The sequence below is a fragment of the Bradyrhizobium sp. 134 genome (genome assembly GCF_023074155.1).
Classification (GTDB): domain Bacteria; phylum Pseudomonadota; class Alphaproteobacteria; order Rhizobiales; family Xanthobacteraceae; genus Bradyrhizobium.
In genome coordinates, this window is the sequence record NZ_JADPKX010000050.1 from 13,975 (window position 1) to 29,282 (window position 15,308).

Sequence of the window (15,308 nt, forward strand, 5' to 3'; positions counted from 1 at the left end):
CATGAATTTCACACGACGCAATCTCTTGGCTGGCGCTGGCGCGGCGGCGGCTTCCACGCTTTTCGCCCGCGCCGCCGGTGCCCAGTCGTTTCCGTTCACGCCGAACCAGCGCTATCCCGATCCCGCCATCCAGATCCTCGATCCCGGCTTTGGAAAATACCGACTCTATTCCTCGACGGTCGAGCAGGTCGCAACGGGCATGCGCTGGGCCGAAGGCCCCGCCTATTTTCCCGAGGGCGGCTATCTGCTGTTCTCGGACATTCCCAACAACCGGATCATGAAGTTCGACGAGAAGACCGGGCAGACCAGCGTGTTCCGCGCTAATGCGAACTACGCCAACGGCAATGCGCGCGACCGCCAGGGCCGCCTCGTCAGCTGCGAGCACTCCGTGACCCGCCGCATCACCCGCACCGAGAAGGACGGCAAGATCACCGTGCTGGCCGACAAGTTCGAGGGCAAGCGGCTGAATTCGCCGAACGACATCGTGGTGAAATCCGACGACAGCATCTGGTTCACCGATCCCCTGTTCGGCATCAACGGCGAGTGGGAGGGCAAGAAGGAGAAGGCCGAGCAGGCCACCACCAACGTCTACCGCATCGCCAAGGACGGCAAGATCAGCGCTGTGCTCACCGACCTCGTCAATCCAAACGGCCTCGCCTTCTCGCCGGACGAGAAGAAGCTCTACGTCGTCGAGTGGAAGGGGACCCCGAACCGCAGCATCTGGAGCTACAATGTCGGCGACGACGGTTCGCTCAGCGGCAAGACCAAGCTGATTGACGCCACCGACCAGGCCTCGCTGGACGGTTTTCGCGTCGACCGCGACGGCAATCTCTGGTGCGGCTGGGGCTCCAACGGTGCGCTGCAATCCGAGCCGGCCGACATCGCCGGGCGCAAGGTGTTTCAGCTCAAGGGCAAGTCGGAGGATCTCGATGGCGTGATGGTGTTCAACGCGGACGCCAAGCCGCTAGCCTTTATCAAGCTGCCCGAACGCTGCGCCAATCTCTGCTTCGGCGGACCGAAGAACAATCGCTTGTATATGGCCAGCAGCCACTCGGTGTATGCGCTGTATGTGGAAGCGCACGGGGCGGTATGACGGAAATTGTGGGACGGTAACTCGTCCCACAAACTCCGCTCTCGTCCTGACGAAAGCCAGGACCCTACACCCCGGCCTCCGCCATCCCCGCCGCCCACAGCGCGAACGCATAGACGATCGCGACTTCATCGAGCCGATTGAAGCGTCCCGAGGCGCCGCCATGGCCGGCGCCCATGTTGGTGCGGAGCAGGACCGGGCCGCCGCCGTTCATGGTCGCGCGCAGGCGCGCGATCCATTTGGCGGGCTCCCAATAGGTGACACGCGGATCGGTCAACCCGCCCATCGCCAGGATCGCCGGATAGTCTTTCGCCGCGACATTGTCGTAGGGCGAATAGGACAGGATGGTGCGGAAATCCTTTTCGCTCTCGATCGGGTTGCCCCATTCCGGCCATTCCGGCGGCGTCAGCGGCAGCGTGTCGTCGAGCATGGTGTTGAGCACGTCGACGAACGGCACTTCGGCGACGATGCCGGCGAACAATTCGCCGGCGCGGTTCGCCACCGCGCCCATCAGCATGCCGCCGGCCGAGCCGCCGTGGCCGATGATGCGCTTTGCGCTGGTGTACTTCGTATCGATCAGTGCGCGGGCGCTGGCAGAGAAGTCGTCGAACGAATTCGTCTTCTTCTCGCGCTTGCCGTCGAGGTACCAGCCCCAGCCCTTGTCGGCGCCGCCGCGGATATGGGCGATGGCATAGACGAAACCGCGGTCGACCAGCGACAGCCGGTTGGCGCTGAACGAGGCCGGCATCGCCATGCCGTAGGAGCCGTAGCCGTAGAGCAGCAGCGGCGCCGCGCCGTCGAGCGTGAGCCCGCGGCGATGGAGGATCGAGACCGGCACCTCGGCGCCGTCCTGCGCCTTCGCCATGATGCGCGTCGTGACGTAGTCGGCCGCATTGTGGCCGGACGGAATCTCCTGCCGCTTGCGCAGGGTGCGCGTGCGTTTGACCATGTCGTAATCGTAGACTTCCGACGGCGTCGTCATCGACGAATAGGCAAAGCGCAAATTCGTCGTCTCGAATTCGTAGGAGCCCATCGTATCCAGCGAATAGGCCGCCTCGTCGAACGCAATGGCGTGCTCCTCCTTGGTCGCGAGGTCGCGGATCACGATCGACGGCAACGCATTGGCGCGCTCCAGCCGCACCATGTGGCCGGCATAGAGATCGAGGTCGATGATGTAGATGCCCGGGCGATACGGGATCAGATCGCGCCAGCTCTTGCGCTCGGGTGATGCGAGCGGCGCGGTGACGATCTTGAAGTCGATGGCGTCGTCGGCGTTGGTGAGGATCAAGAGTTCGTCGCCCCGGTCGGCGAGCGAGTATTGCACGCCTTCCTCGCGAGCCGCGACGAGGCGCGGCGGTGCGTCGGGATGGGCGAGGTCGATCAGCCGCTGCTCGGAGGTCTCGTGGTCGCCGCCCGCGATCACGCAGAAGCGGCCGCTGGTGCTCTCTTGCAGATGGGTGAACCAGCCTGAATCCTGCTCTTCGTAGACCAGCGTGTCGTCGGCCTGCCGAGTGCCGAGCTTATGCCGCCACACCTGCATCGGCCGATGATTGTCGTCGAGCTTCACGTAGAAGAACGACGTCGCGTCCTTGCTCCAGACCACGCCGCCGTCGGTCTCCTCGACGACGTCGTCGAGGTCCTTGCCGGTCGCCCAGTCGCGCACGCGGATGGAGAAATATTCCGAGCCCTTGGTGTCGGCGCTCCAGGCCTGCAGCTTGTGATCGTTCGAGTGCCGGCTGCCGCCGAATTTGAAATAGGTGTGGTCCTTGGCGAGCGCATCGCCGTCGAGCACGATGTGGCCCTCGCCGCCATCGCGCGGCATGCGGCCGAACAGCTCGTGCTGGCCGCCTTCGCGGAACTTGCGGAAATAGGCGAAGGGACCATCCGGCGACGGCACGCTGGAATCGTCCTCCTTGATCCGCCCCCGCATCTCGCGCACCAGCGTCTTCTGGAGGGCTGCGGTATGGCCGAGCAGGCTCTCGGTGTAGCTATTTTCTGCGTCGAGATATTTGCGGATGTCGGGATCGAGCACCGCGGGGTCACGCAGCACCTCCTGCCATTTCTCGTCCTTCAGCCAGGCATAGTCGTCGGTCACGGTGATCCCGTGCCGCGTGAAGGAATGCGGCCGGCGCGGGGCGACGGGGGGCTGGGAAGGTGTTTTGGCCTGTGTCACTCGATCCTCACTCAGATGCGTGTTTCACCTTATATCGCCCCGATTCCTCGAATTGCCAGCGCCACTGCGGCAAGGACTGCGCCAGTCGCCGGGTTGTTGATCGGTCCCTTCTATGCTTTAGGCTTCCTAATCCCCGCCGCCGGTCCAGCCTGATGCTGTTCAATTCCTACCCGTTCATCCTGCTGTTCCTGCCGGCCGCGCTGGCTGGCTATTTCTGGCTCGGGCGGCGCAGCAATCTGGCCCCGGTGATCTGGCTGGCGGTGGCCTCGCTCACCTTCTACGCCATCGGCAATTGGCAGTTCGTGGCCCTGTTGTTGATATCGATCGCCTTCAACTATGGCATAGGCCACCTCCTCATCGTGGCGAAGCTTGCTCCGTCGCAACGAAAGGCGGCACTTGCTCTCGGCGTCGCCGGCGATCTCCTGGTGCTCGGCATCTTCAAATACGCCGGCTTCGTCGCCGAGAACATCAATGTACTGACCGGCACGCACTTCGCGGCCCATATCCTGCTGCCGGTCGGCATCTCCTTCTACACGTTCACCCAGATCGCGTTCCTGGTCGATGCCTGGCGCGGACAGGTCGCGGCCTACGCACTGCCGCATTACGCGCTGTTCGTGACCTACTTTCCGCATCTGATCGCGGGACCGATCCTTCACCACAAGGACATGATCCCGCAATTCGAACGGGAGGAAACCAAGCAGCCGCACGCGCATCTGATCCTGTGCGGAATCATCATCTTCGCAATCGGCCTGTTCAAGAAAACGTGCCTCGCCGACGGCATCCAGCCGCTGGTCGCGCTCGCCTTCGATGCGCGCGCGCCGAGTTTCGACCAGGCCTGGCTCGGTGCACTCGCCTACACGTTCCAGCTCTATTTCGACTTTTCCGGCTATTCCGACATGGCGATCGGAATATCGCTGATGTTCGGCATCTTCCTGCCGGTTAATTTCAACTCGCCCTACAAGGCCACCAGCATCGTTGGGTTCTGGCGGCGCTGGCACATGACGCTGTCGCACTTCCTGCGCGACTATCTCTACATCCCGCTCGGCGGCAACCGTCGCGGCCGCGTGCTGCGCTACGTCAACTTGCTGCTCACGATGTTGCTCGGCGGGCTCTGGCATGGCGCGGCCTGGACGTTTGTCATTTGGGGCGCGCTGCATGGCGCCTATCTCTGCGTCAATCACGCTTTCAATGCGCTGGTGCCGAATGTTCCAAAACTGCTCGCGCGCCCAGCTCGCGCCGCCGGAGCCGTGCTGACATTTCTCGCCGTCGTTGTCGCCTGGGTATTCTTCCGCGCCGAACGGGTCGATTGGGCCATGCGGATTCTGAATGCGATGGCCGATCCCTCGAATATCTCCTTCGGGCGCGAGGAGATTGCGGCGTCGGTGATGGTCGCAATTTATGCCACGCTGGTGTGGCTGGCACCGAATACGCAAGGAATCATGGGGTACGACCACGCCAATCGCAGGGTCGGCGAGGGCCTGATGGCCGGACGGATGCGGCCGCTGGTCCTCTATGGTGCGTCGCTGGTGCTTGCGTTCGGGATTTTGGGCATCCAGAGCCACAGCGAATTCATCTATTTCCGGTTCTGATGCAAGGCGCGTTCACACATCCAGGGCGTCTTCTCCTCGCGAGCATCGGGTGCGTGCTGGGCGCGGCTGCGCTCACCTATGTCATCGATCCGCTGCAACTGTTTCGCCCCTCGCGCCTCGTCGCACCGTTCTATTCCGACGACACGCGGGTGCAGAATGCCGGGCTGATCCGCAGCCAGTCGTTCGACACCGCCTTCATGGGCACCTCGCTCGCGATCCATTTCCGCCAGAGCGATATCGACCATGCGCTGGGCGTGCACTCGCTCAAGCTGGCGATGACCGGCTCCAATTCGCGCCAGCAGGGGTTTGTGCTCGAGCAGGCCATCGACCGCGGCGCAAAGCGCGTGATCTGGGCGATGGACGATTTCATCTTTGTCGATGCGGCCGACATCGAGACCGATCCTTATCTCTCTGCTGATCTCTATCGCGGGACGCCTAAAGGCATCGCGTCCTATCTGTTCAGCGCGGCGATGGCGAAGGAATCCCTGTTCGCATTGTTGCGGTCGGTTCCGCCGCTGCGAGAGCCGCTGACCCGGGCCGCGCCTTATCTGCCCGTCAAGTTTGCGCTTGAAAACGTCGACGATATCTATGCATTGCCGCGCGATATCGACATCGCGCGCGCCTACAATGCGAAAAGGACGCTCGCGGCCTTCACCTATATCACCGATCCCGTACGCAGCCGTTTTCTCGGCGAAGGCTATCGTTACGACGCGATGGTCCGGCATTTCGAGCGTGACGCCGTCGGCCTGATCGCGCGCCATCCGGACGTGACCTTCGACATCTACTTCCCGCCCTATTCGATCCTGCAATTCGTCGCGATGCGTGATGCTTCGCCTGCGACGCTGAAGATCGTCACCGACCTCACCGCCGTCATGGCGCAGCGCCTGACGCAGCTTCCCAATGTGCGCCTATACGATTTCCGGGCGATCAAGGACGTGACGCACGATTTCGACCATTACGGCGACGTTATCCACCATTCGCCGGTCGTCGATGCGAAGGTGCTGTCGTGGCTGGCGCGTAGGGAATATCGGGTCGATCCGGACGCGCCGCTTGCGTCGCTGGAGGCGTTGAAGGCGCAGGTCGAGGCGTATCGCTTGCCGCGGTGAAGCGTTGGCCTCTGCCAATATGAGGCCACAGCGTAGCCAAACAGTCCGCCGTCGTCCCGGCGAAGGCCGGGACCCATAACCCCAGGGAGGAGTTTGGCGAAGATTCGCAGTTAAAGCTCTTTCCGCGGTACGGACACCGTGCATCACGGATGGATCACGCGGTATGGGTCCCGGCCTTCGCCGGGACGACAGCGGAGTTTCCGGCTTGCGCCTACACCGCCACCTCTTCGCCGAGATACGCAACCGCTGCCTCAAGCCCGCCTTTGCCGTGCGGGATCTTCAGCGCGTTCAGCCCGACCTCGATCACCCCCAACGTGCCGAGCAGCATCGGGGCGTTGACGTGGCCCATATGGGCGATGCGGAAGGCTTGTCCCGAGAGATCGCCGATGCCGGTGCCGAGCACCACGCCGCACTTCTCCTTGCAATAGCGTTGCAGGATTGCCGGATCGTGGCCATTGCTCATGGTCACCGTGGTCACGGTGTTGGAGCGTTCGCTGGCTTCCGCGACGTTGAAGCCGAGCACCTGGCCTTCGGACCACGCGCCAACCGCGCGTCGTGCGGCCTCGCCGAGCAGGCTGTGGCGGCGGAAGGCGTTCTCCAGTCCCTCCTCGTGCAGCAGGTCGATCGCCTGGCGCAGCGCGAACAGCAGATGGACCGGCGCGGTGCCGGCATATTTGCGATAATGCTCGCTGCCCTCGCGCTCGCTCCAGCTCCAATAGGGCGTGCTCATGTTGGCGGTCTTCTGGACCTCGAGCGCACGCGCGTTGGCCGCGACGAAGCCGAGGCCGGGCGGCGTCATCAGGCCCTTCTGCGAGCCCGACATCGCAACGTCGATGCCCCATTTGTCCATTTCGAACGGCATGCAGCCGAGCGAGGCGACAGTGTCGACCATGTACAGCGCCGGATGGCCGCTCGCCTTGATCGCCTTGCCGATCGCCTCGATGTCGTTCTGCACGCCGGACGCCGTGTCGACCTGGACGACGACGACGGCCTTGATGGTGTGATCCTTGTCGCGGCGCAGGCGCTCCTCGACTTCGTGCGGCCGCACCGCGCGGCGCCAGTCGCCCTTGAGCACCTCGACCTCGGCACCCATCAGCGCGGCGGCATGGCCCCAGCCGATTGCAAACCGTCCGCTTTCGAGCACCAGCACCTTGTCGCCGCGCGACAGCACGTTGCTCAATGCTGCTTCCCAGGCGCCGTGACCGTTGGCGATGTAGATGTAGGACTTGCCCTTGGTCGCAAACAGTTTCGAGATGTCGCTGAGCAGGCTCTCGGTCAGATCGGTCATCTGTTTGGAGTAGATGTCGATCGCCGGACGATGCATCGCCCGCAGCACCTCGTCGGGCATATTGGTGGGCCCGGGGATGGCCAGAAATTCCCGGCCCGCGCGAACGGTCATTGCTGTTGGTCCTTGTTGCCTGAGAACAGGATGGTGGGTCGCTGATTCACACTTTTACGCGGCGCTGCGGTGCAAGAAAAGGCCGGAAAACGCAGGTCTGACGTGGGTTATCTCTTAGTCTCGCGGCAGCCCGCATCTTCGGCTTCCTCCACCGAGCAGAACCAGCGCGTGCCCTTGCTGATCTTCATCTTGATCTGCGCATACCAGCGACTGGTCGGCCGGTGATAGATGCATTCGCCGGCGGAGTTGACATTGCCCTTGATGGTGCAGTCCGGCGAGGGCGCGACCGGGCCCGAGGCCGAAGCGAGCAGGATCGCATGCGCGCCGTCGGGCGGCTTGGTGGCGCCGAGGATGGTGGTCTTCTTGTTGCGCTCGCGCCAGTCCCAGGGCGCGATGAAGGCGCCCTGCCACATACCGGCCTTGGCCTCCCGCGCGGCCTTCTCGTCCGCCTCATAGTCGTGCGACATGCGGGTGTAGGCCAGCGCCCAGCCTGCGCGCACCAGCCATTTCTGGATATCCTCGCCGCCGACATCGCAGCGCGCCACGGTGCGGCCGCGCCGGTCGATCGACCTCGCATGGCAGACCCAGTTCTTGCCGTCGGCGTATTTGGCGAGCTCGTCGCGGGCCGCGATGCCGCAGGTCCAGCGCTCGCCCTTGTTGTTGAGGCAGAGCTGGTCGACCGCGGGCGCGTCGATGCCGCCGAGCCTGATCCGCGTGTTGCCGATCATCACGGCGTCGCCGGCGCGAACCTTAGCGGTGCCGGTGATGTCGGCGGCCTCAGCCGGCGACGGCAAGCCAGGCAAGGAGAAGCCAAGCAATGACAGCGCAATCAGGAATTTTCGCAACATGCCGGCCCGCGTGTGATGAAAATTGCGATAGACCTCGCAATTGTGGTCGGCTTTTGTCCGCCCGGCCAGCATATGCCTGGCAGTTGGGCTTTCAACTTACTGTCATCGGGCGAAGTTTGTAGGGTGGGTTAGCCGAAGGCGTAACCCACCTCTTTCATCTCCACGGCGGCGGAAGTGGTGGGTTACGCTTCGCTAACCACCCTACGAAACCTATCCCCGCGCCATCGCCCGCTTGGCCACCGCCAGCCCCATCAGCACGAACGCCGACGTGACCTCAGGCCCGCCGACCAAAATCCGCGTCGGCGTCTTCATCTTATTCCATTCATAAGCGCGGAACGGGCCGCGGCGACCGCCTTCGCCGAGGCTCGCGACGATCACGTTCAGCGCCGGCGCAAAGGCGCGCGGGTCGGCGCCGAGATGGCCGAGCGCGATCAGGGCGAGCGCTGCGTCGAACACGTTCATCTCGGCGGCCATCAGCTCGCCCTTGACGTAGGAGAGCACGCGGTGGCGGATGAAATCGAAATCGCCGTCGGGATCGATGATCGCCTGCGCCGCCAGCGGCAGCGCCAGGAAGGCGGCGTAGCAGCGGCCGAAATAGGCGCTGTAGAGCTCCGGTAAATAATAGATGTGCGAGCGCGGATTGGCGAAGGCGCCGCTCGCCGCCAGCCGCTTCTGGAAGCCGATGATGCGATGAACGGTGGCAAGCCGCGCCGGCGTTTCCAATACTTTCCAGCGCGCGAGATTGCGGAAGCTGACCTCGAGAATGTCGAGATTGAGCGTCGGATCGAGATCATTGCCATAGGGCCGCTCGCCCTTGAGATTGTCGATCCAGGTCGCAACCCCGCCCTCATAGTCGATATTGTCGTTGATCGGCACGGTCACGCGCGGCTCGTTGACGCCCGCCTGTACCTGATAGCCCGCGTAGAAATCCAGCAGCGGCTGATCGAGGATCGGATCGGTGCAGCCGGCTTGCGTCGCCGCGGAGATCGAGCACGCCGTGGTGTCGCAATCCGGCACGTAGACGCCGAAACCGAGGTCCTGCTTGATCTGGGCGAAGTAGCGCGAGAAGCGCGGATGCGGCGCGGGCGCGAGCGCGGTGATGACGTTGAACCGCGCGCCGTCGATGCCCTCGACCTCTTCGCGGCTGATGTTGACGCAGAAATCGACCATGTCGGCGACCGCGCGCTCCGCCGACATCTTGTCGGCGGACGAGGCCAGACCGGTCTCGACGTAGCTCAACAGCGCCTCGATGAAGAACGCGTCGTAATAGGCCGAGCGGTGGCGGATCTGCACCGGCTCCCACATCGGTTCGGCAACCCCTCGCCAGGGCGGATTGACGACTGCGCGCGCCGGCGATCGCGCGATGAAGACGCGGGCGAGGTTGAACAGCAGCGAGGAGTTCTTGTAGCCACGCGCGTTGAGGCCCGTGAGCGCCATGGTCAGCTCGCGCCCGCGGAAATCGGGATCGCCGATCAGGTTGAACGCGGCGTAGGTCGGCAGAAAGCCATTTTTGCGGTACGAGCCCAGCAGATGCTGCGCGCAATCGCGGATCACGCTGTCGATCTGCGATGGTTGCGGCATGGCGCCGGTGAACATGGCCGGCGGCGGCTTGGGATGATCCAGCGCGATGCTGTCGACGAGATCGGCAACGGGCTGGCCGACCGCCGCCCAATCCGGCTCGGCCTCGTCGCGGGCGCGCACCAGCGCCTCGCGCAGCCGGGCCAGTTTGCTTTCGTCGCGCAGCTCGGGCAGTCCGGCCCGGCGGAGCAATACCCGCAATGCGGGATTGCCGAGCGCGGTCTTGTAGAACCTGGCCAGATGCGGATCGCCGCTGGCCGCAACAGACAGTACGGGATCGCAAACGTCGTAAAGCGAGGGGCCATCCTTCCGCGCCGTCAGCGCCCGGCAGGCGGCGCCGGCAAAATATTGAAAGCTCATGAAATAACCTGGTCGCGGGAATTGGCCGGGGGGCCGGCCGGCACGCTCCCAGCCGCGTGCCACCCCCTGCAAGTCGTTGAAAAAGCTACCCGGATTCGCAGGAAATACAAATGTGATGACAGTCACAGAAAAAGCCGGCACGGAGTCTGCATAATCAGGCTCCGGAAGGCTACGGGGACGCAAAAAAATCACATATTGGGCGATGAAAATTAACACACGTTTCCAGAGACTTAGGTCAAATTTTCGGCGATCTATTGCGGGGGAGGCGATATCCGGTTAAGGCTTTGTTTGGTGCGGCGCCGCAAATTGCGCGCAATTCGGGGGCACACCCCCGGCCAATCCCTCAAACCCAAAGACGCTATCGCGCTACTCAAACAGTGTGCGCGTGCTTGGCTGGTCTTTGGCACTGACAGGAATGACGCGAGATGAATGTAACGCAGCTCGACATTTCCCGACGAACGATCGCGGTGGCCGCAGCCCTCATCGGCACGGTCTCGCTCGTGATCGGCGCCCATGCTGCCCTCAACATGCGGGCGCTCGATGCCGCCAAGGCCGTTTCGACCGACCAGGTCACCGGCTCGATCGGCCAGGCCTCGCGTCTCGCCCTCGTCATCGGCAATGGGCACTACCCCGACGCCAACGCGCCGCTGACGCAGTCGATCAACGACGCCCGCGCGCTGTCCTCGTCGCTGCGCAAGAACGGTTTTGACGTCGACATGGTGGAAGACGCGACCAAGGACGACATGGTCCGCGCCGTCAATCGCCTGAAGTCCCGGATCAAGCGCGACACCGTCGTCATGCTGTTCTTCGGCGGCTACGGCGTGCAGGCCGGCCGCGAGAGCTACATGCTGCCGGTCGATGCCGTGATCTGGAAGGAAAGCGATGTCCGCCGTCACGGCGTCTCCATCGAGGGCGTGCTCGACATGATGAAGGAGCAGGGCGCCAAGGCCAAGCTCGTCGTGGTCGACGCCTCCCGCCGCAATCCCTATGAGCGCCGCTTCCGCTCCTACAGCCACGGCCTCGCGCCGATCAGCGCGACCGACAATGCGCTGATCCTCTCCTCGGCTTCGCCCGGCAAGGTCGTCGACGACGGCAAGGGCGAGCACAGCGTGCTGGTCAGCGAGTTCCTCAACAACCTCAATGCGCAGGGCAGCGCCGAGAGCGTCTTCAACAAGACCCGCCTTGCGATCTCCCGCGCCAGCGAAGGCGACCAGGTCCCGACCGTCTCCTCCTCGCTGCTCGAGGACGTCCATTTCGGCGAAGCCGGCGGCTAGTTTTCTTAGGTCTTGTAGGGTGGGCAAAGGCGCAACGCGCCGTGCCCACCATCTTTCCAACATTTCGATAGAAGACGCGGGCGATAGAAGACGTGGGCACGCTTCGCTTTGCCCACCCTACGATGTGCGTGTTTAACGTACATCTGCCTCTCCACCGTCATTGCGAGCGCAGCGAAGCAATCCAGAATCTTTCCGCGGAAAGATTCTGGATTGCTTCGTCGCTTTGCTCTTCGCAATGACGATCGCGGGGACTACTTCGCCGCTTCCGCGGCCATCACCGTGCGCACCGGATCGCCTTCGCGCAGCAGCGCGCCGGCGCGGGCGACGACGATATCGCCTTCGTTGAGGCCGTCGCGAATCTCGATATTGCCGCCCGACATCAGTCCGACCTCGACGCGCTTGGTCTCGACGCGGTTGCGGCGGATCACCTGCACGACGGTGCCGGCGGAGGAATACTGCACCGAGGTCAGCGGCACCGCGACGTTGCAGCTCTGGCCCGACTTGATCAGCGCGCGACCGCTCGCATTCAGCAACAGCCGCTTTTGCGCGGAGATGCCGATATAGACCATGCCCTGCTGGATGTTCGGCTCGACCGTCGGGCCGATGCGGCGGACCTTGCCGTCGATGTCGCCTGCGCCCGCGATGCGCACCGTCGCCACCTGGTTGACCGCGAGCTTGCGCATATCGCTCGTCGCGACGAGGGCGACGAGATCGTACTCGCTGCGCGCCACGATCGTGAACAGCGCCTCGCCCTTGGCGGAGGCGAGATTACCGATCTGCGCGGTCGACGTCGCGATCACGCCTGCGACGGGGGCGGTGACCTGAAGCGTGCCGCCCTCGGGCAGTGCGAGCCGCGCCAGCACCTGGCCTGCGGTGGTGGTGTCGCCGGCTTCCGCCAGCACCTCCGTCACCTTCAGGCCGGGCCGCTCCGGCCGCACCGAGCTTGCCTCGCGCGCGATGATGGTGCCGGTGCCCTCGACGATGTCGGAGAAACAGGATTTTGCGACCTTCAGCACCGTGACCGCCGGCCCCTTGGGCGCGTCGTCATCGGCGGCGGCAGCGGGCCGGGCCGACAGCAACAGCAGTCCGGTGAGCGCAACGAGATATCTGGAAACAGAACGCGCAGGCAATGAACGCATGGGTCATTCCGGTTGGGGCCTTGACGGCCTCATCGTTAGCAGAAGCGATCGCTGCGAGCCAATGGCACATCAGGGCCGGCCGGATGAGAATGCCGCCGCAGCACGGGCGGCGCGATGCCGCCCGTTGATTTAGTCTTCGGGACCGGCGCCAAGGTTCGCTGTCTTCCACCGTCCCGGCGGCCATCCTTCGAGACGCCCGCCTGCGGCGGGCCCTCAGGATGAGGTCATGTTTCGCGGCGGGATGTCAGGCCCTCATGGTGAGGAGAGCCCGCCAAAGCGGGCGTCTCGAACCATGCAGGCCGAACTCATCTCGCAGCGGAGCCCCCTCACGGCAGGCTCAAGAACTCCACCCAGTTCGGCTTCTTGCCGGTGGCGTAGGATTTCAGCTTGGCGAGTGCCCCGCTGCTCTGGTCGATGGCATAGACCGTCATGCTGTCGGAGAGCTCGCCCACTGCGGCAAGGTAGCGCCCGCCGGGATCGATGTGGAAGCCGCGCGGCTGCTTCTCGGTTGGCACGCTGCCGATCGTGGTCAGCTTGCCATTCGTCGCATCGACCTTGTAGGCGGTGAGCGTGCTGGTGGTGCGCTCGGAGGCGTAGAGGAAGCGGCCGTCGGGGGTGACGTGGATGTCGGCGGCCCAGGGCTTTCCGGTAAATCCTTCTGGCAGCGCACTGGTGCGCTGGATCTCGTCCCATGCGCCGCCCTTGGCCTCATAGGCGAACGCCGCGACGTCGCCGTTCAGCTCGTGGAGGAGATAGACGAACTTGCCGTTGGGGTGGAATACGAAATGCCGCGGCCCCGATTTCTCCGGTACCTTGTGAGCCGGCGGATCGCTCGGCGTGAGCGTGCCGGTCGTGGCGTCGAATGTGAAGGCCAGGATCTGGTCGGAGCCGAGATTGGTCGCGAACGCGAAGCGGTTGTCGGGCGAGGGCAGGAAGGCATGCGCGTTCAGCCCGGTCGGGATCACCTGCTTTGGCTCGCCTGCGACGCCGTTGGCGAGCAGCGGATTCAGCGCGACCTTGTTGCCGCCATAGGAGGCGCTGAACAGGAATTTGCCGCTACGGTCGATGGCGATATTGGCCATGCTGTCGGCGAGCGGGCCGTTGCCGAGATGGCTGAGCTGGCCCGTCTTGGGATCGATCGCAAAGCTCACCGCAACGAACGGTTGGGAGCGGACACCGGCGATCAGCACGCGATGATCGGGCGTGATCGCGAGCGGCGTCGAGGAGCCGGGCTTTTCGACGCCGGTGAAGGCGGCCGTCTGCACGGGCGTCATCTCGCCGTTCTCGGCCATCTTGAACACGCTGATGTCGTTGCTGTCGGCATTGCCGACATAGGCGAAGGTCTCGGCCATGCCAGCGCGGACTCCAGAAATGAGAGTGAGGAAAGCGAGCGTGGTGGCGATCGCGGCACGGGGTACGCCGGATCTGATGCGTCGGGTCGATCTCACCATGGGGGTCCTCCTGGATGCCGGTGCGGCATTTGTCGTTTTGCCGGCGAGGATAGCGGCAGCCGCCCCGCCGCACCAAACTCCAATTGGGATCGATCGATGCCGAAATGGTATCGGTGGGAGATCTACCGTATCGCCGCTGTGCGGGAGGGCAGATGGGGCCCGGGCGGGACGTGGGGCGGCCCGAGCACGGTCCACACGGTGACCGCGAGCAGCGCGCAGGTCAGGATCGTCCAGGCGACGAGTGGCTTCCGCATCAGGCCGTATCCGTCAGTCATATGAATGAGAATGCTCCCGGGGGCGGGCCTGGCTATCGTGCACTGCAAATCGCGGCGATCCTATGAACTCGTTCACAGCCGAACCGAACCAATGCCGCGCGAGCGCATTGAACCGGCATGCCCCGTGAAAACGATCTCGAAGGTAAGCCCGACATGGGCGGCAAGCATGGCGGTCAGGCCGGCCAGCCCAAGCTGCCGCCGCGCCCGCGTCAGGGCGAGCGCGACGAGGACGTCGTGGCAAAGCGCCACACCGCCCAAACCGATCCCAACTCCGCGCCGACCAAACCAAAATAGCACCTCGCCCGCGCCGCCCGCGCACTGGGAACGGCAGCCTCGCCTTGCCGTTACCCTGATCCCGCGGGCGGAGCAGATCGAAACGGAGGCTGGCACGTGTTTTGGATTTATTGGGACACCGCCTGGTCGCTCATCATCAGCGGCATCATGTTCGCGACCATCGTCGCGCATCCCGATGCCGAGTTCGTCGAGATCCACGCGGCCAAGCAGGTCAAGTGAGCCCGCGCCGGCCGGTTCAGCGGCGCATCATCGTATGCTGGGCCGAGCCGGGACATCAGAACTCAAAATCTCAAGTCATGCTGCCCGGCATGAAGCAGCGGATCTTGGCGCGGCCGTTGACGTAATACGGCCAGACCATGGTGCGGCCGGCGCGGTTCGGCTCGGTGATCACGGTGTCGTCGGGCACCTCGATCCAGTCGCCCAGGAGTCGCACGCGATAATGTCCGTTGCTCGTGTCCCAGTCGACATCGTCCAGCGCGGTGCCGTCGGCGTCGGCGCAGCAGGGACCGCCGCCCTTGCTGTGCAGGCTCTCGAACCAGCCCTTGAGGGGAGAGTTCGCGTAGCGACCGTCGTCGCGGGCCTGCACGGATGGGCCGACCATGGCAGTAACCGCTACGAGAGTGACCATCCTGAATGCCGCGATCGCCATATCGCCTCGCTCGATTCGCGCGCGCACGAGCGCAGACGAGGAGCCGCCTGCGCGGCACGTGACGCAATGCTGGCTGGCGCCGC

The 15,308-nt window shown here is 64.2% G+C and carries 14 protein-coding genes; 6 read left to right on the forward strand and 8 right to left on the reverse strand.

Features of this window, described 5'->3' with window-relative positions; all coding sequences use genetic code 11:
• Nucleotide 1: 1 nt before the first annotated feature.
• A complete protein-coding gene (locus tag IVA75_RS20395) occupies nt 2-1,093 on the forward strand; it encodes an SMP-30/gluconolactonase/LRE family protein (RefSeq protein WP_247284748.1) in 1,092 nt (363 codons plus the stop codon).
• 64 nt (nt 1,094-1,157) lie between these two features.
• Here IVA75_RS20395 and IVA75_RS20400 read toward each other — a convergent pair whose 3' ends face one another.
• Nucleotides 1,158-3,263 carry a S9 family peptidase gene (locus IVA75_RS20400; RefSeq protein ID WP_247284749.1) on the reverse strand — a complete coding sequence of 702 codons (2,106 nt, stop codon included), beginning with the start codon at nt 3,261-3,263 and terminating at the stop codon, nt 1,158-1,160.
• Between the two features lie 152 nt (nt 3,264-3,415).
• On the opposite strand from IVA75_RS20400, the gene IVA75_RS20405 reads away from it, so the two are divergent.
• Nucleotides 3,416-4,852 carry an MBOAT family O-acyltransferase gene (locus IVA75_RS20405; RefSeq protein ID WP_247284750.1) on the forward strand — a complete coding sequence of 479 codons (1,437 nt, stop codon included), beginning with the start codon at nt 3,416-3,418 and terminating at the stop codon, nt 4,850-4,852.
• A complete protein-coding gene (locus IVA75_RS20410; protein WP_247284751.1) occupies nt 4,852-5,958 on the forward strand; it encodes a hypothetical protein in 1,107 nt (368 codons plus the stop codon). Before IVA75_RS20405 ends, IVA75_RS20410 begins: the two co-directional genes overlap by 1 nt.
• A gap of 211 nt (nt 5,959-6,169) precedes the next feature.
• Here the strand turns inward: IVA75_RS20410 and IVA75_RS20415 are convergent, their stop codons facing one another.
• The 3 genes from IVA75_RS20415 to IVA75_RS20425 all read right to left on the reverse strand — a co-directional run bounded on the left by IVA75_RS20415 (nt 6,170) and on the right by IVA75_RS20425 (nt 10,143).
• On the reverse strand, nt 6,170-7,357 hold the full coding sequence (locus IVA75_RS20415) for an aminotransferase class V-fold PLP-dependent enzyme (protein WP_027568361.1): 1,188 nt from the start codon (nt 7,355-7,357) through the stop codon (nt 6,170-6,172).
• A gap of 107 nt (nt 7,358-7,464) precedes the next feature.
• Nucleotides 7,465-8,205: a thermonuclease family protein gene (locus IVA75_RS20420; protein ID WP_247284752.1), complete on the reverse strand. Its 741-nt coding sequence runs from the start codon at nt 8,203-8,205 to the stop codon at nt 7,465-7,467.
• A gap of 210 nt (nt 8,206-8,415) precedes the next feature.
• Complete coding sequence (locus IVA75_RS20425; protein WP_247284753.1) at nt 8,416-10,143, reverse strand: hypothetical protein; 1,728 nt, start codon at nt 10,141-10,143, stop codon at nt 8,416-8,418.
• A gap of 425 nt (nt 10,144-10,568) precedes the next feature.
• On the opposite strand from IVA75_RS20425, the gene IVA75_RS20430 reads away from it, so the two are divergent.
• A complete protein-coding gene (locus IVA75_RS20430; protein ID WP_247284754.1) occupies nt 10,569-11,417 on the forward strand; it encodes a caspase family protein in 849 nt (282 codons plus the stop codon).
• Nucleotides 11,418-11,668: 251 nt separating this feature from the next.
• Here IVA75_RS20430 and IVA75_RS20435 read toward each other — a convergent pair whose 3' ends face one another.
• The 3 genes from IVA75_RS20435 to IVA75_RS40175 form a co-directional block, all read right to left on the reverse strand.
• Nucleotides 11,669-12,556 carry an HlyD family efflux transporter periplasmic adaptor subunit gene (locus IVA75_RS20435; RefSeq protein WP_247284755.1) on the reverse strand — a complete coding sequence of 296 codons (888 nt, stop codon included), beginning with the start codon at nt 12,554-12,556 and terminating at the stop codon, nt 11,669-11,671.
• Nucleotides 12,557-12,882: 326 nt separating this feature from the next.
• Nucleotides 12,883-14,007: a beta-propeller fold lactonase family protein gene (locus IVA75_RS20440; RefSeq protein ID WP_247284756.1), complete on the reverse strand. Its 1,125-nt coding sequence runs from the start codon at nt 14,005-14,007 to the stop codon at nt 12,883-12,885.
• A 122-nt stretch (nt 14,008-14,129) separates the two neighbouring features.
• A complete protein-coding gene (locus IVA75_RS40175) occupies nt 14,130-14,261 on the reverse strand; it encodes a hypothetical protein (protein WP_256379024.1) in 132 nt (43 codons plus the stop codon).
• Between the two features lie 138 nt (nt 14,262-14,399).
• Between IVA75_RS40175 and IVA75_RS20445 the strand changes: the two genes are divergently transcribed.
• The gene (locus IVA75_RS20445; protein WP_247284757.1) at nt 14,400-14,576 is read left to right on the forward strand and encodes a hypothetical protein; all 177 of its coding nucleotides are present in this window, start codon (nt 14,400-14,402) and stop codon (nt 14,574-14,576) included.
• 96 nt (nt 14,577-14,672) lie between these two features.
• Nucleotides 14,673-14,795, forward strand: coding sequence for a hypothetical protein (locus IVA75_RS40180; RefSeq protein WP_256379023.1), 123 nt, complete (start codon nt 14,673-14,675; stop codon nt 14,793-14,795).
• Nucleotides 14,796-14,865: 70 nt separating this feature from the next.
• Here the strand turns inward: IVA75_RS40180 and IVA75_RS20450 are convergent, their stop codons facing one another.
• Nucleotides 14,866-15,225 carry a hypothetical protein gene (locus IVA75_RS20450; RefSeq protein WP_247284758.1) on the reverse strand — a complete coding sequence of 120 codons (360 nt, stop codon included), beginning with the start codon at nt 15,223-15,225 and terminating at the stop codon, nt 14,866-14,868.
• Nucleotides 15,226-15,308 lie beyond the last annotated feature (83 nt).